This window comes from Vibrio sp. MarTm2 (assembly GCF_027587055.1).
Taxonomy (GTDB): Bacteria; Pseudomonadota; Gammaproteobacteria; order Enterobacterales; family Vibrionaceae; genus Vibrio; species Vibrio sinaloensis_D.
Window position 1 is genome coordinate 424,260 of the sequence record NZ_JAPPTK010000001.1, and the last position, 25,626, is coordinate 449,885.

At 42.5% G+C, this 25,626-nt stretch carries 19 protein-coding genes; 4 read left to right on the top strand and 15 right to left on the bottom strand.

Annotated features, from left to right (window positions below):
• Position 1: 1 nt before the first annotated feature.
• The 6 genes from OH458_RS01945 to OH458_RS01970 form a co-directional block, all read right to left on the bottom strand.
• Complete coding sequence (locus OH458_RS01945; RefSeq protein ID WP_005473363.1) at positions 2 to 859, bottom strand: carbohydrate ABC transporter permease; 858 nt, start codon at positions 857 to 859, stop codon at positions 2 to 4.
• On the bottom strand, positions 856 to 1,779 hold the full coding sequence (locus OH458_RS01950; protein WP_269977102.1) for a carbohydrate ABC transporter permease: 924 nt from the start codon (positions 1,777 to 1,779) through the stop codon (positions 856 to 858). The genes OH458_RS01945 and OH458_RS01950 overlap by 4 nt, the downstream gene beginning before the upstream one ends.
• A gap of 119 nt (positions 1,780 to 1,898) precedes the next feature.
• Complete coding sequence (locus OH458_RS01955; RefSeq protein ID WP_269977103.1) at positions 1,899 to 3,146, bottom strand: ABC transporter substrate-binding protein; 1,248 nt, start codon at positions 3,144 to 3,146, stop codon at positions 1,899 to 1,901.
• A 144-nt stretch (positions 3,147 to 3,290) separates the two neighbouring features.
• A complete protein-coding gene (locus OH458_RS01960) occupies positions 3,291 to 4,739 on the bottom strand; it encodes an ATP-binding protein (protein WP_269977104.1) in 1,449 nt (482 codons plus the stop codon).
• A gap of 3 nt (positions 4,740 to 4,742) precedes the next feature.
• Positions 4,743 to 5,465, bottom strand: a complete 723-nt coding sequence (locus tag OH458_RS01965; protein WP_269977105.1) for a response regulator — start codon at positions 5,463 to 5,465, stop codon at positions 4,743 to 4,745.
• A 154-nt stretch (positions 5,466 to 5,619) separates the two neighbouring features.
• Positions 5,620 to 7,089, bottom strand: coding sequence for a protein adenylyltransferase SelO (locus OH458_RS01970; RefSeq protein WP_269977106.1), 1,470 nt, complete (start codon positions 7,087 to 7,089; stop codon positions 5,620 to 5,622).
• 494 nt (positions 7,090 to 7,583) lie between these two features.
• Here OH458_RS01970 and OH458_RS01975 point away from each other — a divergent pair, with 494 nt between their 5' ends.
• Entirely contained in the window at positions 7,584 to 8,045 is a 462-nt protein-coding gene (locus tag OH458_RS01975; RefSeq protein WP_269977107.1) for a nitrate- and nitrite sensing domain-containing protein, read from the top strand.
• A 354-nt stretch (positions 8,046 to 8,399) separates the two neighbouring features.
• On the opposite strand, the gene OH458_RS01980 is transcribed toward OH458_RS01975, so the two are convergent.
• The 9 genes from OH458_RS01980 to OH458_RS02020 all read right to left on the bottom strand — a co-directional run bounded on the left by OH458_RS01980 (position 8,400) and on the right by OH458_RS02020 (position 21,676).
• On the bottom strand, positions 8,400 to 10,943 hold the full coding sequence (locus OH458_RS01980) for a beta-prism lectin domain-containing protein (protein ID WP_269977108.1): 2,544 nt from the start codon (positions 10,941 to 10,943) through the stop codon (positions 8,400 to 8,402).
• A 189-nt stretch (positions 10,944 to 11,132) separates the two neighbouring features.
• A complete protein-coding gene (locus OH458_RS01985; RefSeq protein ID WP_269977109.1) occupies positions 11,133 to 11,741 on the bottom strand; it encodes a DUF2913 family protein in 609 nt (202 codons plus the stop codon).
• A 149-nt stretch (positions 11,742 to 11,890) separates the two neighbouring features.
• Positions 11,891 to 12,376, bottom strand: a complete 486-nt coding sequence (locus OH458_RS01990) for an RDD family protein (protein WP_269977110.1) — start codon at positions 12,374 to 12,376, stop codon at positions 11,891 to 11,893.
• A gap of 130 nt (positions 12,377 to 12,506) precedes the next feature.
• Positions 12,507 to 13,142, bottom strand: a complete 636-nt coding sequence (locus tag OH458_RS01995) for an HAD-IB family hydrolase (protein ID WP_269977111.1) — start codon at positions 13,140 to 13,142, stop codon at positions 12,507 to 12,509.
• A gap of 456 nt (positions 13,143 to 13,598) precedes the next feature.
• Positions 13,599 to 14,324, bottom strand: a complete 726-nt coding sequence (locus OH458_RS02000; protein ID WP_269977112.1) for a hypothetical protein — start codon at positions 14,322 to 14,324, stop codon at positions 13,599 to 13,601.
• A gap of 1,045 nt (positions 14,325 to 15,369) precedes the next feature.
• The gene (locus OH458_RS02005; protein ID WP_029559307.1) at positions 15,370 to 16,656 is read right to left on the bottom strand and encodes a HEPN/Toprim-associated domain-containing protein; all 1,287 of its coding nucleotides are present in this window, start codon (positions 16,654 to 16,656) and stop codon (positions 15,370 to 15,372) included.
• A 121-nt stretch (positions 16,657 to 16,777) separates the two neighbouring features.
• Positions 16,778 to 17,833, bottom strand: coding sequence for a hypothetical protein (locus OH458_RS02010; protein WP_029559308.1), 1,056 nt, complete (start codon positions 17,831 to 17,833; stop codon positions 16,778 to 16,780).
• A 139-nt stretch (positions 17,834 to 17,972) separates the two neighbouring features.
• Positions 17,973 to 19,730, bottom strand: a complete 1,758-nt coding sequence (locus OH458_RS02015; protein WP_269977113.1) for a UvrD-helicase domain-containing protein — start codon at positions 19,728 to 19,730, stop codon at positions 17,973 to 17,975.
• On the bottom strand, positions 19,730 to 21,676 hold the full coding sequence (locus OH458_RS02020; protein ID WP_269977114.1) for an ATP-dependent nuclease: 1,947 nt from the start codon (positions 21,674 to 21,676) through the stop codon (positions 19,730 to 19,732). Before OH458_RS02020 ends, OH458_RS02015 begins: the two co-directional genes overlap by 1 nt.
• A 449-nt stretch (positions 21,677 to 22,125) precedes the next feature.
• Between OH458_RS02020 and OH458_RS02025 the strand changes: the two genes are divergently transcribed.
• The 3 genes from OH458_RS02025 (at position 22,126) to OH458_RS02035 (ending at position 25,572) form a co-directional block, all read left to right on the top strand.
• Positions 22,126 to 22,299, top strand: coding sequence for a hypothetical protein (locus OH458_RS02025; protein WP_154219534.1), 174 nt, complete (start codon positions 22,126 to 22,128; stop codon positions 22,297 to 22,299).
• Positions 22,300 to 22,738: 439 nt separating this feature from the next.
• Entirely contained in the window at positions 22,739 to 23,665 is a 927-nt protein-coding gene (locus OH458_RS02030; protein WP_029559311.1) for a hypothetical protein, read from the top strand.
• A gap of 1,418 nt (positions 23,666 to 25,083) precedes the next feature.
• Entirely contained in the window at positions 25,084 to 25,572 is a 489-nt protein-coding gene (locus OH458_RS02035; protein ID WP_193278800.1) for a hypothetical protein, read from the top strand.
• The last annotated feature ends 54 nt before the right edge of the window (positions 25,573 to 25,626 follow it).

Here is a 25,626-nt window from a genome sequence, read left to right on the forward strand (position 1 = left end):
ATTATCCTTTTACTGATCCTGCCGTTAGGCCGCGAACAAAATATTTTCCTGCCAATACATAGACAAGGAGTGTAGGCAGAGCTGCGATAATGGCCGCTGCCATATCTACGTTGTATTCTTTAACCCCGGTACTGGTGTTAACAAGGTTGTTAAGCGCAACCGTTATGGGCTGTGTCTCCGAGCCTGAGTAAACAACACCAAATAAGAAGTCATTCCAAATTGCGGTAAACTGCCAAATGACCGTCACCATGATGATAGGTGTCGACAGCGGCAATAGGATTTTGAAGAAGATGGTAAAGAAGCCCGCGCCATCAAGTTTGGCGGCTTTAATCAGCTCGTCTGGAATGCCAATATAAAAATTACGGAAGAACAAGGTAGTGAAAGCCATACCGTAAATGACGTGAACAATCACCAGCCCGGTTGTGGTGTTGGCCAAACCTAATTTACCCAGCACCGCCGCCATAGGGAGCAAAATCACCTGAAACGGAATAAAGCAACCAAAGAGCAGCAAACTAAAAAACAGGTTAGAGCCACGAAACTGCCACTTGGTCACAACGTAACCATTAAACGCCCCAAGTAACGTAGAGATAGCTACCGCTGGGATCACCATCTGGAATGAGTTCCAAAAATACCCTTTCACCCCTTCACATTTCACCCCCGTACAGGCGCTATCCCACGCTTTATACCAAGCATCAAACACCCACTCTTTCGGCAGCGACATTAAGTTCCCTGCTTTGATGTCAGGTAGCGTTTTAAACGAAGTTATCACCATCACAAACAGCGGCATCAAATAGACAACACAGAAAAAGATGAGGCATGCGTAAATAAATAGGCGGGCAAAATTCATGTTGTTGGTCATGATTTTTTCTCCCTAAGTTCTGAGTACAGGTACGGCACGAGAATCGCCAAAATACCCGCTAACATCATCATCGCACTTGCTGCACCTAAACCAATTTGGCCACGAGTGAAAGAGTGTGCGTACATAAACAAAGCTGGCAAATCGGAAGAGTAACCAGGACCACCAGCCGTCATTGCTGTCACCAAGTCGAAGCTCTTAATCGCAATATGAGAGGTAATGATAACGGCACTGAAAAACACTGGACGCAAGCAAGGTAAAATGATCTTCCAGTAAATAGTTGGCAGGCTTGCACCATCAATTTGTGCCGCTTTGATGATTGAAGAATCGATGCCGCGTAGCCCAGCAAGAAACATCGCCATAACAAAGCCTGACGATTGCCAAACCGCTGCAATAACCAGTGTATAAACCGACATTTCGGAATCCACTAGCCAATCAAATTTAAAGTCCGTAAATCCCCAATCTTGCATCAACTTCTCGATGCCAAGCCCCGGGTTTAAAATCCACTTCCATGCAGTACCCGTCACAATGAATGAGAGGGCCATTGGGTAAAGGTAAATGGTTCTGATTGCGCCCTCTTGGCGGATATTTTGGTCAAGCAATATTGCTAGACCGACGCCAAGGCCAATCGCAATCAGCATGAATAACAGGCCGAAGATACCTAAATTGGTAATTGAAGTGAGCCAACGATCATTATCCATCAACTTTTCATACTGGATAAAGCCAGAAAAATTGAAGCTTGGTAGAAAACGAGAGTTGGTCATTGAAAGTGCAGCCGTCCAAAAAATATAACCGTAGATACACACCACGGTGACTAGCATGGTCGGCGCAAGAACGATTTTCGGTAGCCAGCGCTGTAATCTGTCAGCAAAGCTCGGCTTTGGCGCAGACTTATTGGCATACCGAGATACAACATGCTCCATAACGAATCCTTACGTCATCTTATCTAACCTAAATCCGGGTTAGAGATTAAGGAAAGGGCGAATAGGCTCCCCACAAGCCTACTCGCCCTTTGGGGGTGATGAGTGTTCTAACGACTAAGTTAGATTGCCGCTTTAACCGCTTTTGCTAGCTTCTTAGCTGCCTCTTTAGGGTCGGCGGAATCATCGTTGAAGAAGTTGGTAACGACATCATAAATTGCGCCTTGAGCGTAACTTGTCGTCGATAGGCCGTGCGCCATACTCGGCACTAGGTCGCCAGATTTCGCGCTCGCTTTAAACGTAGCCATCGAGTCCAGTGCACATTGGTCGAACTTACTCATGTCCATATCAAGACGTACCGGAATTGAACCTTTGTTTAGGTTAAACACCTCTTGGAACTCTTTGGTTAAAATCGTTTTCGCCAGATCTTGCTGAGCTTGTTGATTCGCTGCATTGCTCAGCTCAAAGAATGCGAAGCTGTCGATGTTAAACGTGAACTGACCATCCGTGCCCGGCGCAGGAGCACAGATGTAATCTTTGCCCGGTACTTTGCCCGCTGCAGAGAATTCACCTTTCGCCCAGTCGCCCATGATTTGCATCGCCGCTTCACCGTTGATAACCATAGAGGTCGCAACGTTCCAGTCACGACCTGGAGAGTTCGCATCAATGTAGTCGCGAACTTTCTTAAACTTGGTAAACACCTCAACCATCTTATCGCCTGACAAGGTATCCATATCTAGGTCAACAAAGGCTTTGTTGTAATCTTCACTGCCAAGTACATCTAGAGCAACGGCTTCAAATACGGTTGCATCCTGCCAAGGTTGGCCACCATGCGCGAGTGGTACAAAACCAGCCGCTTTGATCTTTTCTGCCGCTGCGAAGAACTCGTCTAATGTGGTTGGTAGCTCAACACCTGACTTTTTCAACACTTCTGGGTTTGCCCACAACCAGTTTACGCGGTGAACGTTAACAGGAACCGCCACGTACTCGCCATCGAACTTCATGACTTTAGTCACGACTGATGGAAGGATTGAATCCCACTGTTCTGCTTTCGCTGTTTTATCCAAAGACGTTAAGAAACCTAATCCGCCCCACTCTTGAATATCGTGACCTTTGATTTGCGCGGCTGAAGGAGGATTTCCAGAGACTGCACGCGTTTTCAATACCGTCATCGCGGACTCACCGCCGCCACCTGCAACCGCAAAATCTTTCCATGTGTGGTTTTGCTTTTCGAGCATCTCTTTCAGTACAGCAGCAGATTTGGCCTCACCACCAGCAGTCCACCAGTGAAGCACTTCCACTTCTCCCGCATGAGAAAGAGCAGAGGCAGACAAGAGCGATAAAGTAAGTAGGGTTTTATTCATTTTCATTGTTATCTTCCATGTATTGGATTAGAAATCAGGGCCGACCACATTCCTGACCCGTTCACTTCGTGCTTGAACACTATGGAGTCTATCCAAATAGAATTTTTTGATTGAAACAAAGCGTAAAGCCAATGTAACAAGAAAGTTACATTAGACTTCTAAGCTAGGCGGGATAAAGAGTTGCACGCGAAGACCGCCGTTGGGAAGATTGCTAATAATGAGATCTCCACCATGTCCATGGAGAATGTTGCGGCAGATTCCAAGCCCTAAACCATGTCCTTGGTCATCGTCAGCCAATCTAAAATAGGGCTCAAACACTTGCTCTTGTTTCTCTTCGGGGATGCCAGGGCCGGCATCATCTACCGTGATGGTAATCCACTCGTCCGAAACACCGATGGATACCTCGGCGCTGGTACCGTACTTGACGGCGTTATCGAGAATATTGGTGATGACCCGTTTCATCGCCAATGGTTTAGCAACGATCGGATCCATCGGAACCGGCACGAACGCCACGACTTGCGCTCTGTGGTTCATGGGTTCAATCACGGACAAGATCATCTCATTGAGGTCAATAAAGGCGTTGTTTTCGTGTAAGTCAGTGTCTCTGACACATTGCAGCGCCCCCTTGACCATCATTTCCAACTCATCGAGGTCTTTATTAAATTTGCTGCGCTTTGTGTCATTTTCCAGAAGTTCAGCACGTAAACGAAGACGAGTTATGGGCGTTTTTAGATCATGAGAGATGGACGAAAACAGATGTTCTCTATCCGCGACATAACGCCGTATACGTTGCTGCATTCGATTGAAAGCCCGAGTCGCTGTGACCAATTCACTTGCCCCTTCTTCAGCAAGCGGAGGCTGATCGATATCCATACTCATTTCATTCGCCGCTTTGGCTAATCGCTTCAACGGTTTGACTTGGCGACGCATCAGTAAATAGGTCAAACCCAATAACAGAGTCGTTGAGAGAATTAAAAAGACAATTTGCTCGCGAGCGATAACCGTATCATCCAAGGTCACATACGGTGCGGGCAACAGCGCCGCAATGTACACCCATTCATGACTGCTCAGTTCAATTTGGACTACCAATATCGGAGGGTCTATCGGAGACAAGGTTAACGTATGATGCGCCCAAGATTTCGGAAGATCGTGCAGGTAAATGTCATTTTTAAGGAGACGCAGATTGTCAGGACGCGAGAAATCAACGGAAATTGAGTCCACCTTGGTGAGTTTTTGATTCAACACAGAAGACACGGCTTGGATCGAAGCCTGCTTTAAGCGAGTCTCTTCAATCGGCTCAACAATCAGCTTTTCTTTATTAAACGAGACGAAGAATCGCGTCCCACCCATATTGCGAATTTGGTCCAAAACGATGTGTCGGTAGCGCACGGGCAGAGATTGAAAGAAGGTCACCGTGGAGGCAAACATATTGGCCATGCTTTGCGACGCATCTTGAATACCCGCCAGTTCCTTCTGCTTTGACTCGCTGTACCAAATGGCGGTCGCGATTCCCTGCGCCAACACCACCGCCAACAACGCAAGACCCAAGGTGCGAGTCACTAGTGAGTTTGGCTTGATGAGACGCAGTAAACTCAGCATTCGTTAATGCTCGATAGTGACAGGCACAGCCAGAATATATCCATTACCCCGCATGGTTTTGATGTACTGGGGGTATTTACCACTGTCGCCTAGACGGTTTCTCAAGCGACTTAATTGAACGTCAATTCCGCGCTCGAACGGCAACGCTTCTCTACCGCGAGTGGCAAATGAAATCGTGTCCCTGTCTAAGACCTCATTCGGACGAGTTAAAAACAGCATCAAAAGCGCGAAGTCACTGCCAGATAAATCATGCTCTTGGCCATTTTCAAGGTGGATAATCTTATGTGCGAGGGTATCAAGGCGCCAATCACCAAAGGTGATATGTTTAGGGAGCGCATCTGCTGGTTTGTCGTCACTCAATTGCACCCGACGCAACACGGCTTTGATGCGCGCAACAAGCTGCCTCGGGTTAAACGGCTTGGCGATGTAATCATCAGCGCCAATTTCTAAGCCAATGATTTGATCCGTTTCATCCGATACCGCAGTGAGCATGATGATCGGAACGCTAGACTCACGACGAATAAACTGACATAAGGTAAAGCCATCATCGCCTGGTAGCATTACATCTAACAAAACCAGTTCTGGATAACCGGCTTGCTCTAGGTATCGCTTAAGCTGCTCCCCATCTGCGACCGTGTCTACAAGGTAGCCCGACTTAGTTAGATATTCGTCTAACAGTTCTCGAATCTCTTGATCGTCATCTACAACAAGTATTTTAGCGCTCATAAACCCTAATTCATTACCAATGATGCTTGGCTATTAGTGTAGTGAGATGGTACTCAGAAGCTGATTGATTATTTTGCATAATTTGAACAAAGTGCAGACGAGGTTCACAAGTTTGTCATGCGAATAAAAACAGATCTATCAGTCATTCATCTTGTTAAGACGAACAACTGATTTCCATCTTCTTGCCCCATTCCGGAGGCAGATTCGCATAGGCGTCTTTATCGGGTTGCTCATCAAATGGATGTTTTAGCAGTTCAGCAAGCGCTTCTACTTCACTGAAATCACCCTGCTCTGCTTTATCAATAGCGATTTGAGCCAAGTAATTTCTCAGTATGTACTTGGGATTTACCTGACGCATTTTTTCACAACGTGTTTCCGATGAGATGATCTGTCCCTCCTCGCCCACCTCACATTCACAACGAGCAAGGTAGAGTTCAAGCCACGCTTTCGCGGCCTCTCTATCTATAAATAAGTCTGAGACATTTTGAGTTGATTGAGTATCAAGATTAGAGAGTTCACGCATAAACCGTGTGTAATCGACTCGGTTTTGGTGAAGTAGCTCAAACATCGCGTTGAACAGTTGACTATCCTGTTCCAGCTTGCAGTTTAGACCGAGCTTTGCTCGCATCAGTCGGCTAAATTTTTTGCCCAGAGTCACTTCAAATTGGCTCAAAGCCTGTTCAAGTTCGCTCTTATCAATAATGGGCGATAACGCGTGCGCTAAAGCCGATAAGTTCCAAAGACCAATTCTAGGCTGCTGATCAAAAGCGTACCGACCTTGATAATCAGAGTGGTTACAGATGTAGCCCGGTTCGTAATCATCCAAGAACCCAAACGGACCATAATCAAACGTCTGACCCAAGATCGACATGTTATCGGTATTCATCACGCCATGAGCAAAACCATATGCCTGCCAATAGGCGATCATGTGTGCGGTTTTCTCGACTATGGTTGCAAACATCGCGGCATAAGGTTGATCGCATTTTAGACATTCTGGCCAATACCACTCGATCACTTTATCAGCCAGCAGTTTCAGCTCACTTAATTGATTGGTGTAGAAAAAGTGCTCGAAGTGACCAAATCGGATGTGACTTTCGGCAACACGCAGCAACAAAGCGCCATTTTCCACTTTCTCTCGATAAACTGGGGTGTCACTGGTCAACATCCCTAAAGCGCGGGTGGTGGGAATACCCAACCCTGCCATCGCTTCACTACAAAGATATTCACGAATCGTCGAACGTAGTACCGCCCTACCATCTCCCATACGGGAATAAGGAGTGAGTCCCGCACCTTTTAGGTGAATATCGAACATTTGCCCTGTTACCGACGTCACTTCACCAAGCAATAAACCGCGACCATCACCCAAATCAGGGTTATAGCTACCAAATTGATGCCCAGCATATTTCATCGCGAGTACTGGGGTTGTCTGATAGTCCCCTTCTCCCGAAAGAAAATATTTCAGATCACCAGTTGGCTGATTTTCAGGTAACCCAAGTTGCTCGGCCAATATGCTATTCCATGCTATCCAATGGCTGTTTTCCAGTGGTTGAGGATCCACCAAGGAGTAAAAGGCATTTGGTAAGTCAGCATATCGATTGGAAAAATTGGGGATAAGCAGAGACATTAGGCATACAACTCTTTAACAATAAGCGGATACAGCAAAAATATCACAACCTTATCGACAAGAGCCAGTGAACCGCCCTAATAAGTGAAGAAGAAGTAAGTAACCACAAACTTACTAAGGCTTAGTTCAGTTGGGGTTTAGATAAAAGCAAAGACGAGGGAAATAGCAAAAATAGAAAACAAACAAGTTCGGCTGATCACGCCAAGATGAGTGGGTTGAATCATTTCTTGATGCTGCATAGGCACTCCTTATTTTGTTACATAGTCATTACAATATGATGAATTATTGAATAAACCTCAATATTGTATTCAATGAACTTTTTATGACATCGCATCAAAAGCTTTGAAATGTTGCCTATGAACAGCATATAAACTCGATCACACAACAAGTGCGAACCTATTCATTTTTCTTAATTTAATCTCTACGTACAACGCCTCCCCATTTTAACGTCTTATACTGATTGAATAACAACAACAGTTTTGCTAGGAGCGTTAATGAATACGTTAATTCACAGGTTTAGCCTTAATCACTTAGTGCTCTTTCTTGCAGGGATACCCATTCTTATCTCGCTATCGCTGGCGGTAGAGTTAGTCCTTAACTATCGAACTACCTTAGAAAACGCCAACAGCGACAAGTCTGCGACTGAATTGATTTTACTTTATGACAATCTTGCCCATAACCTTGCGGTCGAGCGTGGTCTGAGCGCCGGAGTGTTGGGTAGTAAGGGCAATCCTGAGCAAGTGAAGGCTCTGATTGCTCATCGCAAAAAGGCCGATCATCACGTTCAAAAATTAATGTCATTCTCAGACGACACTTTGCCACGCCCTTGGCAAACCAAGCTTAAATCAGATGTCGCCAATGAACTGGCGAAGTTGAATGAGGTACGTCGTCAGGTCGATACTCTCTCACCTAAGTTGTCTCCGTTTGGGTACTATTCCAGCTTGAATCAGTTGTAAATTGATAACGCGTCTATAATCAGTGGCGAACTATCGAACCCATAGGTTGTCAGCCTAAGTAAAAGTCTGATCGCCGTCATGGAGATGAAAGAAAGAGCAGGTCAGGTCCGAGGCGCTCTAAACGGGGGCTTTTTCTCGCAAAAATTCAACAACGGAGCAATCCAAAGCGAGTGAAGATGTTGACAAAGATATCGATGTTCTGGCGGAAATTGCCTAAAGGACAGGAGAACTTGCAGCGAACATGGATAGTATTGTCACAAACTATAAAACTGAAGTAGCCCAAGTTCACGATCAATTGCAGGAGTTTAAGTTGGCGTAGAAAAATGCCAGCGATAAAGCTGGCATTTGTTTCAATTAATCTAGAATAAACTGTACTGCGTCAACATACTGTCCAGAACTCCAAACATTGATCTCTTCAAGCTCTTCACCCGAAGGAATTTCAACAATATCTGTTTTCTGAGAATGGGCGTAATGCTTTGACCCATAAAACAGGACAGTTCCATCATGATAGGTAAACGTCAGTGCAACGATATGATTTCCACCCCAGTAAAACGTGCCTGAAGTTACTTCAATTTTCGCTACCTTTTCCAAGTCAACAGGGATACCAAGAACACCACCTGGTCCGCCAACCATTTCGTCATTATCTTCGCCTAAGGCATCGATCATCCAACCAGATCGTACGTAAAGCTTATCATCCAAATCTACGTTGGTAGGCTTGCCTGTTGGGAATCCGATGATGTCAGTACCTGTGCCCTTCTTCGTCGGTAATGTACTCGAGCGGTACGTATTGTGTGTCAACCAACTCGGTTCATAGGAGGTTGGAATTGTACCATCTTGCGTGATGTTCGATTGATGGAAAGAGTGTTGGTTCCAAATGCGTGTCGCGTTCTTCCAAGGTTTATTAGCATCCACAGATTTGTAAACATAAACACCGTGATTAATTGAATACCTCGGATTATGGTCATTAGCAACAACAATAAGCTCTGCATTATTATCACCAGCTAAGTCTGCTACCACCGGGGATTCCCATAACGTACCAGTCGAATTTTTGATTTCGTTTAATACCAGACCACTACGTCCGTCCAAAACCCTAACACGCGTCAAATCTTGAGCAACAACCTCATCTATACCATCGCCATCAAAATCATAAGCTGAGACACCAATTTTTCCACTACTAGAGTCGTCATTAGGTACAGACCAAACTAATTGCCCAGTACGGTCATACATATCTACCGCATTGTAGCCAGCATACACGATACCAGTATTGTTAGTTGACTGCCCAGAAGTAAGTTCGAACTGCAATGCCTCAACCAACCAGCCATTTGACCAAATATTCACCGCAGTGATTGCTTTGTCTTGAGGTACATGGAAATAATCCGTTTGCTGCCAAAATGAAGAATTTGTTGAACCAAACTTCTTAGTCGATCCATCTTTCATATAGAACTTCAATGCTAATAAGTGTTTACCACCCCAGTAATACTTACCCGATGTAATGGCTATTTTGCGTACCTCAGTCAGATCTACAGGGCTATTAGTGTGGCCTCCATCCCCACCAAATAAATTTGTCGATGTTGTACCAACTGCGTCTATAGCCAGACCAGAATTTACGTACAACAAGCTGTCATTACCCACAGCCAAGCGTTTACTATCACCGTACTCGAAGCCAAAAAGATCTGATTCTTCCACTAAGGTTTCACTAGGGTGTCCCAAGAAATTGGAAACAGCTTGTACACCTCCACCAGGGTTACTCGTATTGTTTACGCTCCATTTAACGGTTCCGTCATGTTCCAATACAGAAATAAAACTATTTTCAGCGCTAGACTTTGATGCAGGAGTAGAAACAATCAGCTCTGGTGCATTATCACTGTCGAGGTTTGCAACAGACGAGAACCAAATTGAACTATTAGATTGATAGGCCCAAATCGAGGCACCATTTCTATCAAATAACGTTTGTTCCGCAAACACTTCTTGTCTACCATCACTATCAAAATCGAGAGGTATAGGGGAAGGAGTCCAGCCATAACTAAACAATAACATGCCTGTATCGTAATTATAGACACCGTCTGGTGCAATAATTTCGATTGATCCATCGTTATTCAAATCTGCAATACTAATTTGTCCGATAGTACGCCAATTTGTTTCATTTTTATCAATTTTTTTCTTTAGGTTACCCGAGTTATCGAGAACGCGGTAATAATTCTCTTCTCGATTGCTAGTGATGATTTCGACAACTCCATCTCCATCAAGATCGCCTGCAGCTACAGAGTTACGAGCATCAGCAATAATACCACTGTTGCTGTAATCCCAAATTTCGCTGCCGTCGACACCACTCAGTGCACGAACTAATCCACCGTAGGTATATTGATTATCTTTAAAAGTAATGACGATAATATCTGCTGTATCCTCATTATTGATTTTTCCATCATTGTTATCGTCATTCAGTTGCACGACAACCGGAGAAACCATCACTTGATCATATTCCGGCATGAAGCTGCTTCCTTGCCAAGACCAAGCCAATACCGGTTCAACTTCAGGAGAGCGAGAAACAACTCGCATTGAACGAGGTGCGGAGAAGTCTAGTACTTTACCATTATATGCTTTTACAGCCTCTAGTTCTGAGTTGGGGGTATAACCAGTAAAAACCGCCAAACGGTTATAGGATAAATTGTCCCAATCACTAAGCATCACCCCTGCGCCTGCGCCTGCATAAACATCGACTTCATGTTCATAAATAAAAGAAGGGAGAGAATAACCTGAACGCTCCCCTACGTTTAAGCAGTATTTATCTCCAGTTTCTTTGCTAACGATACAACCTACACCTTCTTCAGCAGAAGCAAAAACCGTCATTGAGTTCAACGATATTAACACTGCTGTGAGGGAAATATATTTGTGTTCCATTACGGACTTCCTTTTTTATTTTAGGAAGCGAGAATATCGTTGGATATAAGAAAGACTTCAACAATAGACAGGGGGAATCTCTGTTCAATAATGAGACATCTCATTATTGATACACTTATAATCAGTAAGTAACTCGTAAGGGAGAATGATAATCCAGACGCAAATAAACTTTAGTTGCACCACGTTTAATTAGCGAAGTACTAAAGTGATCCTCACAAACTCACCATCTTCAAATTCGACTTTATGTTCAAAAATTGAGGATGAGTAAATCGTTCTTAAGAAAGCGTGTTTCTCACCATTGGTACCACGGAACAACATCGAAATATCGGCGATAAAGCGGTTACGTTCGCTAAAATGCGCATTCAGATCTTGAGACAATACACACAGCAAACACCCTTTTGGATTAAACTGAAGGTCGACGGATTCCGGACTTGATACCAACACCGTCGTATTGAGTTCTTTCTCTAGTGTATTGATGAGCAGTAGAAAACTGTCAAGATGAGGTAACTCATCCCCACCTTCAGGCGGCAACAAATTTTCCAACATTGCTTCCATGTCGAGACGTTGTGAGCGTGCGTGAGTAACAAGCGAACGAATCTTCTTTTTAAAGGGCTTGTATTTCTTACTGTTCGACGCCTTGTTGAGCCAGGCTGAAATGACATCATTCACATCGCTGCGCGAACGCTTAAGTGAGACCTTCCCTGCGTTACTCGTGTATAGGTGAAGCAGTGCATGCAGCGCAAGCTCTGACAACAAAGGCTCAAACTCAGGTTTAATTTTAGTGTGAATACTGCGCATGATGTCTAAACTGAAGAACTAAAATCGAAGCTGAACAAACACTGTTCATTCATGGAAGGGAGGTCATGCTACCGAAAAGCGTTGCGTATGTACAGAAACAAAAAAGCAACGCTAATCTGCGTTGCTTTAGTATAGCGGCGGCCTTTGAGTTAACAATCGTTCAAACGAATAACTTGCGTCGAGGCAATGATATCGTGCAAACAACGTCTAGAGCTACCAAAGATGAGCAAAACGCCAACAAAGCTTATCACACCACCGATAAGCGGTACATAACCAATCAAAAAATAGTAGGCGTACCGTTTGAACAGTAACTCATTAAGCTTGGGTACATCCCCCTGTTGATTGCGAATGCCTATCTTCATCCATTTTTTGCCAATTGTCTGGCCTCTATCTCGCAGCAAATTACGGTTGATAATCGCAAATAAAATGAAGTTGAGAATACCGAGTAAAAATAGATACCCCCAGCTTGGCTCTGTCGGGGGGGATTGAGCAAAACTCTCAAATCCTCCCGTAAAGTACATCAAGGGAAGTATGAAAATAGATAAGACGATAGAATCTATCAACGCAGCGATTAAGCGAGAACCTCGGCTGGCAAGTTGCAGTTGAAGTTCAGAACTATCTTGGACTTGTTCCATAAAACGTTACACCTTATTTCCGTGACATCTTTGGGCATATTGACTGCTATTTAACTTATAAGCAGAACTAATATGTAACGTTTCGATATGGATATTATTTTAGTGAAAACTCGCTGCAAGCGTTTCTTTTTTAAGATGCTTTAATGGAGTCAGGCGTTACTCCACCGAACGGTTTCCAGTTAAGGTAGCTTTCATCAGCAATACGCAACATGGGGACATCTTCGAAGGTATCGCCATAAGCGAAGACCTTAGTGTAAGCGGAAACATCCACACGACTTGCTAGCAGCCGAACTTTGTTCTCGCTACTGCAGTCACCACCTTGGTAGCGACCAGTGAATCGACCATTACGTCTAGTGAGCTCACTACACACCAACTTGATACCTTGATATTCAGTCCAGATGCTCAAATACGGATCCACGCCTGCCGACACAACAAAAACATCATCGCCACGTTCTAAATGCCAATCGATACGCGTTTGAGCGATTTCTCTAATCACGCTTGGTAAATATTGTTGGGTAAACCGTTTTGCAAGGCACTCTACCTCGTCAGCATCACGTCGCCAAAAAGCGAGAAATGAGAGTACCGGTCGCAAACGGCTGGCGGGCAACACTCCGCATCGATATAAAGCAATCGCAGGCCATATGAAAGATAACCCAATAACAAGCCGTGGCTTAGGTGTGGCAAAATATAGAAATTTTGAATAGGTATCTTCGCTGGTAATGGTGCCATCAAAATCAAAGAGGGCTAAATTTCGCATCGTGCTCATACATTTCTTCTTACGATAAAAGCATCCCTAGCCAAAGCATAAAACATTGCTTCCAAATACGCGAAAGCCCCGACAACTCATTGAGCTATCGGGGCTTTTCGAATAAATGGCACGCCCTATAGGATTCGAACCTTTATAGAGTATAAATCCTATATCCATTCGGTGGGTGGGTGGGTAATCTCACCGCACCACATTGCCATTTCTCAATCGGCGTAACTTGCCTGAACACATGGAGGACAAGGGTTCTAGCCTTCTATGTATGCGCTCAATATAGGAAGTGCAGATCTTTCCGTCAACCCATCCGCGATAATTTATTGATGCACTGAAGTGCAAACGTGAAATTCTCAATCAGTGCATCCGAGTGCAAACGTAGATCAAAAATAATGCTACTTCTTATTTCTCATCGATTCCATATGTAACACATGCTTAACAATAAATGTTAACGGTCATGGCTACTTAACGCTTTACCTTTTTGTCATCATTAAAGTCTGCAATATTATTTCGAGCTGAGTCTACCACTGAGCCAATATATACACCGAGTTTGATCCGTGCTTGCTTCTCTTCATCTAGAGTCATTTCTTTGAGATTCTTTGAGATAATCACAGTTCTAATATCACTGTGCTCCTCCTCTTTAGCTTCAGCTAGAAACAGTTCTAAAAGCTCTACACCCAGTTCCATTGCAATTCCACGTGTCTCGGGCATCGAAGTACCGAACTCTTTAGAAAGACTCTTCAGCTTCCCTTCAAAGTATGTTTGGTTTCTAGGCGACGTTACTTTTACTGCTGATGTGTTATCCGCCTTTGATGTAGAAAGCCTTGAAGCTCGTGAAACCCTTACGGAGTTTAGATATCTACCCCACGCTTTCTTTGATATGTACCTATTTACCCATGTATCAACATATTCCTGTTTATCAGCCAGCTCTCTCCACTTACCATCTTCAAACGTCTCATTATTCCATGTTGAAAGCGCACGTAGGCAGTTATCTATAACTCGCCCATCCAGTTCGTTTGAGCCATGATTAAGACCGGAGATTTTCGCCGTCTGCTTATAAGCATCCATCTGCCTTAACTCTTCAATCAGTAACTCATCCCTTTTGATCAACCTTGTCTGAAAGTATTTGAGCATCTTTTCTAGTTCGTGCTCTCTCATCTTGGATATTGCGGGTTTACTAATCTTCGCCATTGTTACCTTCCACACCATTAGTTACTAATCATCATACCACGCTATACCCATTCGCAACTGATGGTAACGCTTAAAAATCATGCATTTGAATCACAGCAGCCATCATAGATGAATAAATCTAGACAATAGATGAGGGCTGCCACACAGCCACATAGCTTTACAGTGAGAACTAACGCATATTCGACAGAATGATTAATTCAAATCACCTAAGCAACGTAGCTTGATTAGTCCAGACGTTTAAGATGGACTTGTGTAGAGGCAATCCGTTAGTAACTAATGCCTATATAGTAACATTGAACATTAGTAACTAACTGTATGAGAGGAGTTTAATGTGTTAAATACGTAACATTGAGTGGTATAAGCACGCTTAATGTTACGTATTTAATACATTAGCAATGGCTCTTGGACGCAGCGAAAGAAGAGATAACTATGCTAAGCACTGCTGTTGACGAAAACAGGCATAGTTGTGAGGGCGCATAGCTTCTCAGTTGAACTGGGGAGCGCCAACTCCCCAGTTACTGAGATTCACTCATCTTTTGGTGTGCTGCAATTCCAGTGACAAGGCTATTGTAGCGTAATAACAATTAATGGGCAGCATGGAACTGGCTTTTTCTTTTGGCCAGCCCTGAATGTACGGCGCTTTATGCACTATATGTTAAATAGCGAAGTTTGATATCAGAAATGATAAACTCACCCTTCACAGACGGTAGAAGCGGCATTACTAGGTATTAAGAGAGCTGTAAATGATTCATTAATGGTTCATTTATATCTTTCGAAACGAAACCTAGGAGACCATAAAAAGGCTGACTTCCGTTTCGACCCCATTTCAGCCTTAACTCACTAAAAGTCCATTATATTGCCCTTATAAAAAGAGGCATGGACAATGTCAGGGGGATTGGTTAAAGGTAGGCAGATTTTGCTAAGATTTATAACTAATGTTGTATCACACCACACTAAGTGAACAACAAAGTATCCTTGTTAAAACCTTAATGTTCACTTAGTTGATAACTGATGGTGTTAGAGCGATTAATCCAAAAGGCTCTTTTCAAATAACTGGGATCACCAATCCCGCCTCTCGGATTAACGAATCAAGCAGTTTCAATAATTTCTGTACGTTGTAACTACCATTTAGCAGCTGTTCATCGGACTGATCATAGAAGTGCTTTGAATAGGACTCTTTAAAATCCAATACCCCATGCCATGCATTGATATCCTTTTTGAAGTTACTCCATGTGACCTGAGCAGGAGGATATTGTTCTAAAAGAAGGTCAAGATAGCACTCTATCGCAACTGCCCGCCCGTTGATGTCAGAAATGTTCACGCCTTCAGGTCCGAGAGTAGTAAACTCCTTAAATTCCTCAAGAGCAGGTAAGAGCATCGCTCTCATGTTGGAAGGAAGATTCAACTTTTCAAGTTTGCGAAAAGCATCAACGCCTTCTGCGTCGTTATCGAAAACGAATAAGACCTGATTCATAACTTCGATTCGTAGAAGTCCCTCTGCGAATTTTACGAGATTTCCAGTTCCCCAAAAAGGATGGCGCTCATCAACATCTACGAAATTGAAAAAATCAGCCACGTCTGGAGATAAGACATCAAGAGCTCTTCGAATGATGCGTGAGTCTGATGTTCCCTCGGTTGCAATTAAAACTTTTTGTCTTTGTCGCGCTCCGGGACGAAATTCTTCACGTAGAACCCAGCCAGCATCGACAATAGGGCCAAACTCCCATGTAACTTCAACCTCAGCATTATCCGCATTTAATGAAAAGACCTGAAGCATGGATTCCGCACTAAGAATGCAAACCCTATCGGAAAAGTAACTGGCTTCGGACCAATAAAGATCTGAGTTTTCAAACGAAGGAATTCGCTCAAATAGATCCATATCAGCAGCAAAACATCCCTGAGAAATTAAGTCTCGATTTGGTGTATCATAATCAACATAGTCGTCTTTCAAATCTATCAACGGATAGCGACATGCCAAATCGCAGAACTCTTCAAACGTAAGAAATTCCTTTTTTAACTCTTCTATATCGTTTGATATTTCTTCAGCTTCTGCAACCAGTGCTTGGTACTCAGCGCGTGCAGTCTTGAGAGTAAAGCCAAGCAAATTGAGACGAGGCAAGACGCGAGATAGAGTTCTAGCGAAAACCTCCTCCGTTTCGTCAAGTTCTTGCTTATCTTCTGGGTATTTTTCGTAGTACTCGTAACCTATTGGCTCTGATTTTCGGCGTGTTAAGTCACCTTCCTGAAATAAAAAGCCATAATCTATCCCCATATGATTCTTGGAATACGATAGGGAAACCTTTCCTAGGCGTAGCTCTATCGAAGTTCCCATAAAACTTACCTTCTCATTAAAAATATTATTATTGCGACTAAACTACACTCGTACTGCCTAACGCTAACCTAAGTGATGCTCAAATACGGCCTCACAGTACCCTTTATACGAAAATCCCAAACTACTCATACTTCAAATCGCCAAACAAGCCTATCATTAGATCATCTTCGAGCACTTCAAAAGGAAGCTCCACATACTCTTTAGGGTGCCTTGGCTTTGCCTTTCCATCATGAGGGGCATTCTTTGTATGACCTTGAACGAGCTCTCCATTCTCCTTTACGTATGGAAGAACGACAATACGCCCGTGGTTTTTTGACAAAATAGTTCCTTCCTTCCAAAGGATATTTCCAGATTTTTCCGCCTGTGAATAGCTGGCTTCTTTCACAATCCATCCAACACTATCTTTATCTTCAAACCAGAATACAAATCCAGAAGCAACAACGACTTTCTTTCCTTTGAGTTCTGCTTCTGAGAGCATTCGCTTTACGCTTGTCAACTGGAGTAATTGATTTGCTCTAGGCAGTAATATTTCTCGAATTTTAGCTTTAGTTTGTCCCCAATGGTCTGCTCCATCCAAACCATATGCTGCGGCTATTTTTTCTCGATAAAAATACTTTGCTGTTAATTTCGTATGTTTTGCCAATGTTGACCAATCATGGTCTCCCTGTCTGAGTAAACTAACCCCGAAAGATTTAAGTCGTACCAGTTTTACGTACGGAGTTTCTTGCAACACATCCATCAACGGCTTTAGAAGTGAAGTACAATTTTTTGGCAAGACTATTTCGTGTTCTTGAGGACGAGGAGATTCACTATGTCGACGTATACCTTCCAATAACATGAGTTGTTCTTCACCGAAAAGACGACTTTGTCTTGTGACTGCTTTATCAACCTTTAATGACAGAGATGCCTTCTGGCTGGATGAAACACCTAGTTTATCAAGTACGCTTTTTAGTTCACCGTTTCTTTTTACAGCAACCTCTTTGGCATCTTCGTAAGATTCATAAACATCAGCTTTAGCATGACCTGATGCAGTCGCTATGTAGCTTTTATACCATTCCAACGTGCCGTCTTCTCGAAGTTTAAAATCATACATTTGCCATAACCCACCCTCGTACCAAGGTTTAGGCCACACAGCTAAAGTTGGGAATAAATACCCAGTCATTTGTTCTAATCGCATACTAAACTCACTTTCTCATTTGTACTTCTAGCTTATCTGAAAGTCATATGAGTAATGTTGATCATCATCCTTGTATAAACACAGGTATCCATTTTGCGTAAGCTGAAGTATGGAAAAGTGATAAATTGAATGTGTGAGATCAAATTACGCTAAACCCAACAGCTTCCAGTTGCTTCCTTTCTAATGGCTTAAGAGTTTTGACGGCCCAAATCAAAAATTCTTTTGGCCGTGATGACGCAACATAAGCAAATCTAGCTGCCTCACTATCAGGGTTTTTAATCCAACTCTTCCAGTGAGAATCATTGCCTGCACGAGCAGATGATATGACTATGGTAACATCATGACTTTCACCTTTTGCTCCATGGATAGTTGATTTCCTGTACGGGATTAATGATGTAGTAGTAGAGCCCAATGATGAAGCTACTTCAAGTTTGGCTGAGCCAGATGGAGAGGTTAAATTTACCTCTAGTAAGGGAGCTAATATGTTAGCAATTGTTTCTGAACAGAAATCCTGTCTTGGAAGATCTCGAATTAATGTTTTTGCATTCTTTGTCCAAGTCGACCAGTTAACTTCAATGCTACTCAATTTATTGTTTATCAGATAGTTTAATGAATCAAACAAGAACTTTCGCCAAGAAAGGTTTGAATCGATAGATTGAGGACAATTGAGGCTATTTGGTTTGCAGCTTTCTCTGAGGTGGTATCGGATAAACTCTGAAAAATATTTCAATGAGTGACCTAGAGCTTCCATGTCTTTAGGATTGTAAAGTTTCATAGAAAGAGCCAATTTTTGGATGTTATTAGGCTGGGTAACGGAGGCCTGAAATTTGCCAATCTGCGAGTGGCCTCTCGAGACTAGTACACTGTCGTTAAAGCCGTTACACTTTTCTTTAAAGGTATCTATCAGCTCAGTGGGGCAGTTGTCGTATTGAACAACCAAACATCTAGGGTCTAGCCATGATACATTTCCAACAATGTCATTTCGCCCTGTCAATTTGGCACAAAGTTCGACGATGTTCTGGCAACTCCTAAAGTTTCTAGTCAGCGGTAAGTTAGTGAAGTGATTTTCTTTTACGAACTGCTGTACTTTGGCTGGGTCAACGTCACGAAAGCCATAGATAGCTTGATGGAGATCCCCAATAAAATGTATCTTGGTTCCTTTATTTGCAAGCACTTGAAGAATAGTTAACTGTTCTTCAGAGAGATCTTGGCATTCATCAATAATGATGAGTGGGAAGCGCTTTACAAATAACTCAACAAAGTGCTGATATTTATCATCAGAAAGGGCATCTATAGCCAAGCATTCAATATCTCGGTAAGTGGCAAAACCACCTTTTAGCATCCTTCTTTTGGTCTCTAGAAGGTGCTTAAATTCCCAATCTTTTAGAGTCACAGAATTAAGCACTTTATCTAGTTCAGGCTTTCCTGTTTCAAAAACTACAGTTTTATTTATTAGATCGAAAGAATAATGATGAGCATTTATCTTCCCCCGACTAGCAATACCATATTTTGTTCTAAAGCCTAAATTTGCGCTAGGTTCAATGATGCGTATCGACGCGTCACCACCTTCCCCTAAATATCCAGTAAGCTCTGTAGCTAGAGGAGATACAACATTCTTGTAGATAAAACTATCAAAAGTACCTAAAAAATGAGGGGACATACTCTGACCATGAGGAAGGTACTTTGATACCCTGATTGTTAACTCATCCGTTGCACTGTTGGCAAAAGAGAGTACGGCCAGTCCTCCGGGCTTTTTCTTCCAAGAATCGATTTCCTTAGCCACTTTCGCAGCAACCACCTCGGTTTTGCCACTTCCGGGACAGGCTTCCAAGAAAGTGTGCTCTTCAATGCTGGAATTCACATAATCAAGTTGTTCATCGGTAAATTCGATTTTCATCACTTTTCCTTTGCAACATCTATCGATGAAGCCCAGAAAATTGCATTTTTGATATATTCAGGAACAGTAAAATTAGAACCATCACATTGGATCTCATCGGTCAACACTTGAGCGAACATCCCTTTTCCAATATTGTCATCATCAATTCGTTTAAGAATTTTATGGGCTGCCTCGGCAATTTCCTGCGGTGTTTTTTTAGTCCAATCTACTTTGGACATTGCTGCAAAATCCTTGATTACAGAGCTTTCTCCTTTTTGGGGCTTAGGCCACAGAGAAGCAATTATTTTGGACATTAATGCTGCATTGTTTCCCTCCATGGCTAAGTCATACTCTAATGTCTTGTACTTGCTCACATATAGCCGTGCATTAGTTGACTTATTGATAGAATCAACTAGTTTGATAGCATGGTTAGTCCCAGCTTTCATATTGCCTTCGTATGGGATGAAGTTTTCTTCTATTTCTTTAGTTTTCCCTTTATTCTTAGGGTCTGGAACGTCTTTTTTTGTCACTTTGGGTGGGTCTAGATCGGTTAGCCCCGCACACCTTATTGGAATGCTATTACTTACAAGCTCTCCTTTTGCATCATCCACATTGTCAATGTTGCAATACAATTGCATGAAATGCTTAAAGTAGATCCCGTTTAGGTTAATTGTCGAAATCCCAAGATCTTCAAGGCTTTTTCGCCCTTCCTTTTGCTCTTTTAGAGCTATTCTTGCCAAAGTCGGAATTATCATTTGTTCCGCAATCCCTTCAACAAGGATTACACCGCCTGCAAATAGTAGGTTTGACTTTGTCACATCTAGCCATCGATTGATGAATTGGCTGCTAGCAGTAGGCAACCCGCAGGTACGTAGAGGTGTCGCGGTTGGCTCTGGTGACTTCGATAAATGAATGATTGACTCAAGTTCAACTGAAGAGGCTAAAACCGTCGAGTGTGTCGTCACAATAACCTGAACACTTTTGTTTTCATTCGCTACGGATTTGAGATGATTTAGCAGCCTAATTTGCAATTGTGGGTGCAAATGAGCTTCTGGTTCTTCTATAAGCAGCAGTTTAAAAAGGGGTTGCTCTTCATCTTCATCATCTAGCGTAAGTTCCGCCAAAATTGAAGCAATATAAAGTAGATTGTTATAGCCCAAGCTATTTTGGCTCAGCTCACGGAATAGTTCCTGATCTTCTACAGATAAGTCAGGAAAGAAAAGCAAGGTTAGGCTTTCAGCGATTTTAGTAAAATCACTTTCTGCAAATTGGATGCTGGTGTTTTGCCCGAAGTAGTGTCCGATTGCATTAGTCAGGTTTTCTGTAATGAGTTTATTGGCATCCTTGATACCTAATTTTTCGTCACCAGCCAAGGATTCGTTGAATTCTTTCAGCTTGGATTCAAGAGGGTGTAGTTCATTGTCTTTTTTACACTGTTTTAGCTGTTTACGATTTAGGGCTTTAAGAAGTTTGGATAGTCTGGACTGACGCCCGTTCGACAATTTTGATTCAGCATCCCTTAGTGGTGGCAAATAAATACACTGGATTAGATCTAGTAACTCAGGATCAAACAGGGAGCTTTTGGACTTTCCTCCCCATATGACTTTTTTGAATCGCCCTCGTATTTCCTTATTTTCGGCTTGTAGGTTTAATAGTGCTGTACTGGAAGCTCCAACCCATGGAAGAAAAGCTACTTTATCCCCCACATCTAGTCCATCAAACTCAGCGCTAATTGAGAAAGATGGTGCGGTTTTTCCGCGAACAACAAAAGGGCTAAAAAAGTCATCGCTGGTAACGCTGTATATGCCTGATTCAGAGTCGTGAAATAGCTGTCGAATTGCACTTATGACGGCGGTTTTACCTGCTCCGTTTTCACCCACTATCACGTTTAACCCATCTGTTAGTTGAATATTGAATTCTTTACCAAAACACCGAAAACCTTCAGCTTTTAAGTTACTTAAGTACATGTCTTACCCTACCTACTTGAATAGACATATTCTAACTGTTTGATATTGTTTTTATAACTCTTTTGGGTAGTTGCTTAAGTGACTTAGCTAGCACAACACTTAAGTGCTGCACAGGTTTTAATGACTTGAACAGGAAGTCGACACGCTCAGTAATCCTACGTTACTTCGGATAACGTTTGATAAGGTAAGTCCGTATTAACAGAATTTGCACTCGTATAGGGATACTCAGCCTTTACGAATGATCTGCCGAAAATGTTTTGGTTTACATGCTCAAAAAAACGACCAACCCTTCGCGCAAGTTGCTGTTTGCGATGAGGTAAAGTGTTTACCAAGTCTGGACAGCAGCTCAGTGGGTAGAAACTGAAAAACATTGGTTCTCATAGTTCTATACTGTATCTTTGTGGTATGTATGGGTTTACGACACAACTATAAAAACACAAGTAGATACTATGACTAACCCAAACTTAGACCTGCTAAAAATGGCAAGCGAAATCGGTGATCTGCACCGAGGCGTTCCAGTGGTCGATAAAACAAAAGAAGACACAATGAAGAGTCTCCTTTCCATGTTTAAGGCTAGTAATGAGCAACATCGAACAGAAAACAATAACAAGAGCCCTCGTTAATCCTTCCTTTCAAGAAATCAGTGACTATTTCGGTTACGATTCAAAAAATATGTTCCAAAACTAAATTTGGTTCTTCGGCATACCCATAACCTCTTGCAGAGATCTGAGTATAGCTAAGCGTATACTCTAATCAGTGCACCCAACATAAAAAATAGTATGATTGGACGATCAACTAATCCATAAACTGTAAACACCTTAACCTCTAACATTCTGTTAAATAGAATATATTTATCATCCTTCAAGTCTTAACCGCTTGTCAAAACGACGAGGCTTATGCTAGCTTTGGCTTGTATGGGTCTTCATGTGTCCCAGTTAGCCACCCAATGGCGAAGGTCGCTTCAGACCAACAGTAGACAAACAGACTCTCTTACTCTTGCAACTTAACTAGAGATGCAGGTGTGTCGGTGGCTACACATTATCCTGTGTTAAGGAGTTAGTTGTGTCTAAATCACAATCGAATAAAACCAACCATCTAGTATTCCCTTCCGGCAGAACGGTGAAAGCCTGCCGTAACGACGTAAAGAGACTTAAGAAAGAAGTTGCGTCTTCAGGCAACAAGCTGAGTACCAGTCGAGCTCTTGATATCATTGCAGAAAAAAATGGTCTGTCTGGAGGTTGGCACAAGGCTATCCACCAACTGTCCATAGGTGATACTGCCGACATCTACCCTGTGACTGTCTTATATTCACCTAATGGCAAGGTACATTCCTCAACTATCCACGGCATGCGCCCGTCAATGAAGGATGAAGATGTCAAGGAGCTTATATCAAGTCATAAGCCAAGTCGTTTCTCTGAGAATTTGCGTGCGCGAGTTGGCTCAGACAGAACATTTTTTAGTGCGGTACTGAACGATGAAGGCCAAGCGTACCGAACAGTAAAAATCGAAAGTTTTGAAGATTCCCATACCTTCCACCATGGTATGTACTCGCTAGGCTACTACCAGTTAGTCGAAGACTTCATTCCGGATAACTACAGACATTACGATATAGTTCTTGCTCCAGACAGGACGATCCATTTTCAGTTCCCCGACTGGGATAAGCGCCCCATTGATCTGACTGCCTCTCTTCAAATGCGAATGGTTCTGTGGCTAGATTATATGGATAGTGAACCACCAATAGATAATAACGAAGATTTTCGCGAACTCAGAAAAAATCGTCCTAATTGGACATTTGATATGTGTGTCATATATTGGAAATTCTCGGTGGAACTAACAGGTCGCCCCTTTAATGAGACCCCTAATACAAATATTCAAAAGATTATTCAGTATGCCACTCTCTCTGCAAAAAAAGGGTTTCATACCCTTATAGAGAAAAGGGAGAAAGTAGCAGAGTCCTACCTACCTTTAACACCCATTCAAGAGTTCTAATTAAGTAACATTACTGGTGAGAACAAAGAGAGAGCGTGTCGCTTTCTCTTTGCTCGAATACCTGACTGTTAACTCTGCTCACAAATACTATTGTGTAGATTAATTTGATTAGGTGCCAACCAATTTTAACGTTCTCTCTAGGTGCTCCAGACTTCGAAAAACTGATTGACAAAAGCAACCCTTTCTTTTGGCGAGTCAGAATTAGCAGCTATTTTTCAAGTCTGTCTCGGAATCTATCGACATCAAGAATTTCACCATCCTTAACAATGTTAACCCTCATGGAAGAAATCGAAACTCTATCACCTAAAGCTCCGAAGCCTCCCATGCCCATAGATCAAGATCGCCCAACAAAACAATTTTGTCACACCAAAAACTCAAACTTTAACCCTTAATAATCAGTACCTTATTTTCATTTCAAGTTAATTTATTCACATTCCCAAACCTGTATTAAAACAAGCAGAAAATCTATTGGCGATCTCACCTATCTGACTAGGACTGCCTATTGAAAAGTGAATAAAATGCAAAAGACTTACGCATGGACAACAACCTTCTACTTGGTGACGCAATGACAAGTAAGTCTTTGTTTTTAAAAACATTTGACTCAAAACCCCTTCTTGCCAAACGGTGTTTTTTACTTTATACATATAAACACGTTAAAGCGCAGTGAGGAGGAGCTATGTGTTTCAGATGTGATAGTCGAACCGAAGGAACTTGGTTTTTACAGTTTTCAAAAAGAATAGGTTCGGCGATGAGTATGAGTTGCGCCGAAAATTACTATCCATCTCAGGGAAATAGTGCTTACGTAACGTTAGACAAAAAAGCTCAATTACTCGATGTTTCGTATCACACGAAACAGCCACATAATTCAGACCTGTTATCGTTTCTTGTTAATGATATAGATCACCTAAGGGATATTGTTTTTCAGGTCATAAAACTGGGTTATAGATGCCTTTACTGGACTAACTCAGAAGAGGTTGAAGAGGAGTGTCCACTACCACCACCGGGGCTTGAACGCTTAAATTATTATTTGGCGTCTATGAGCTATTGGGACGGAAAATGTTGCACTTATAGATATCTTCGTTCTGAAATCAGCTCTCTCATAGACCGGGGCCCAATCTCACCAGAATTTAGTACCGTAAGGCTATTGGAAAAAATCCGGATAGTTAACGATTAACTCAAAAAGGGAAGTCGATTAATGGAAGATATGTTACTTATTAATACTTATATTGTTGTGCCTATTTTGGTAGGAGTCATCATCGGTATATTTGTCGGTGCGTTTGCTACAGTGAAATATATTAAGCGTCGTAAATGATGACCGCTCTTTAGTCGCTCACTTTGTCTATCAATGCTGAATGCTAACCTTTGATAGGCGTAGTGCAAATCAAGTACAGAAAACACAATAGCATTCGGTGATATCAGTGAGAATTTTATACTTCGATACGCGTAGCCTTTTATACTCACATCAATACATTCACAGCGATGAAAGTGTGCATGCTGCGTTCGAAAAGTGGGTCAAAACTCCATCAACGATGCTATTAAAAATGGTGAAACCTGATCCTAAAGGTGTAAATAGGCTAAGAAGTGCTGCATTAGAAGCTGGACTTTTGCTTTACCCGCTAGGTCCTTATTACACCCGTGAGCTTCTTATAGAATATGGTGTATTTAGTGAAGATGCGTTAGCTCCCGAAGCTGAACTGCCTTTTAAGATGGGAATGGACGACAGTGACCCTGTACGTCGATTGATAGCACACGCCCATAGATTAAACGCTGAATGGTATGTCTGCGGCGATACTGGTTCCAAAGAGCTATTTCAGCCATACCCAGAACGTTACCTAAGTTCTAGGTTTGGAGAGGGAGTCACAAGAGAACTAGTCGCTAAAATACTCAAGTTAAAATCAGTATCCTAGTGGTGCAACCTGACTTATTAGTACAAATCTGACTTTAGCACCACTAAAAACGTT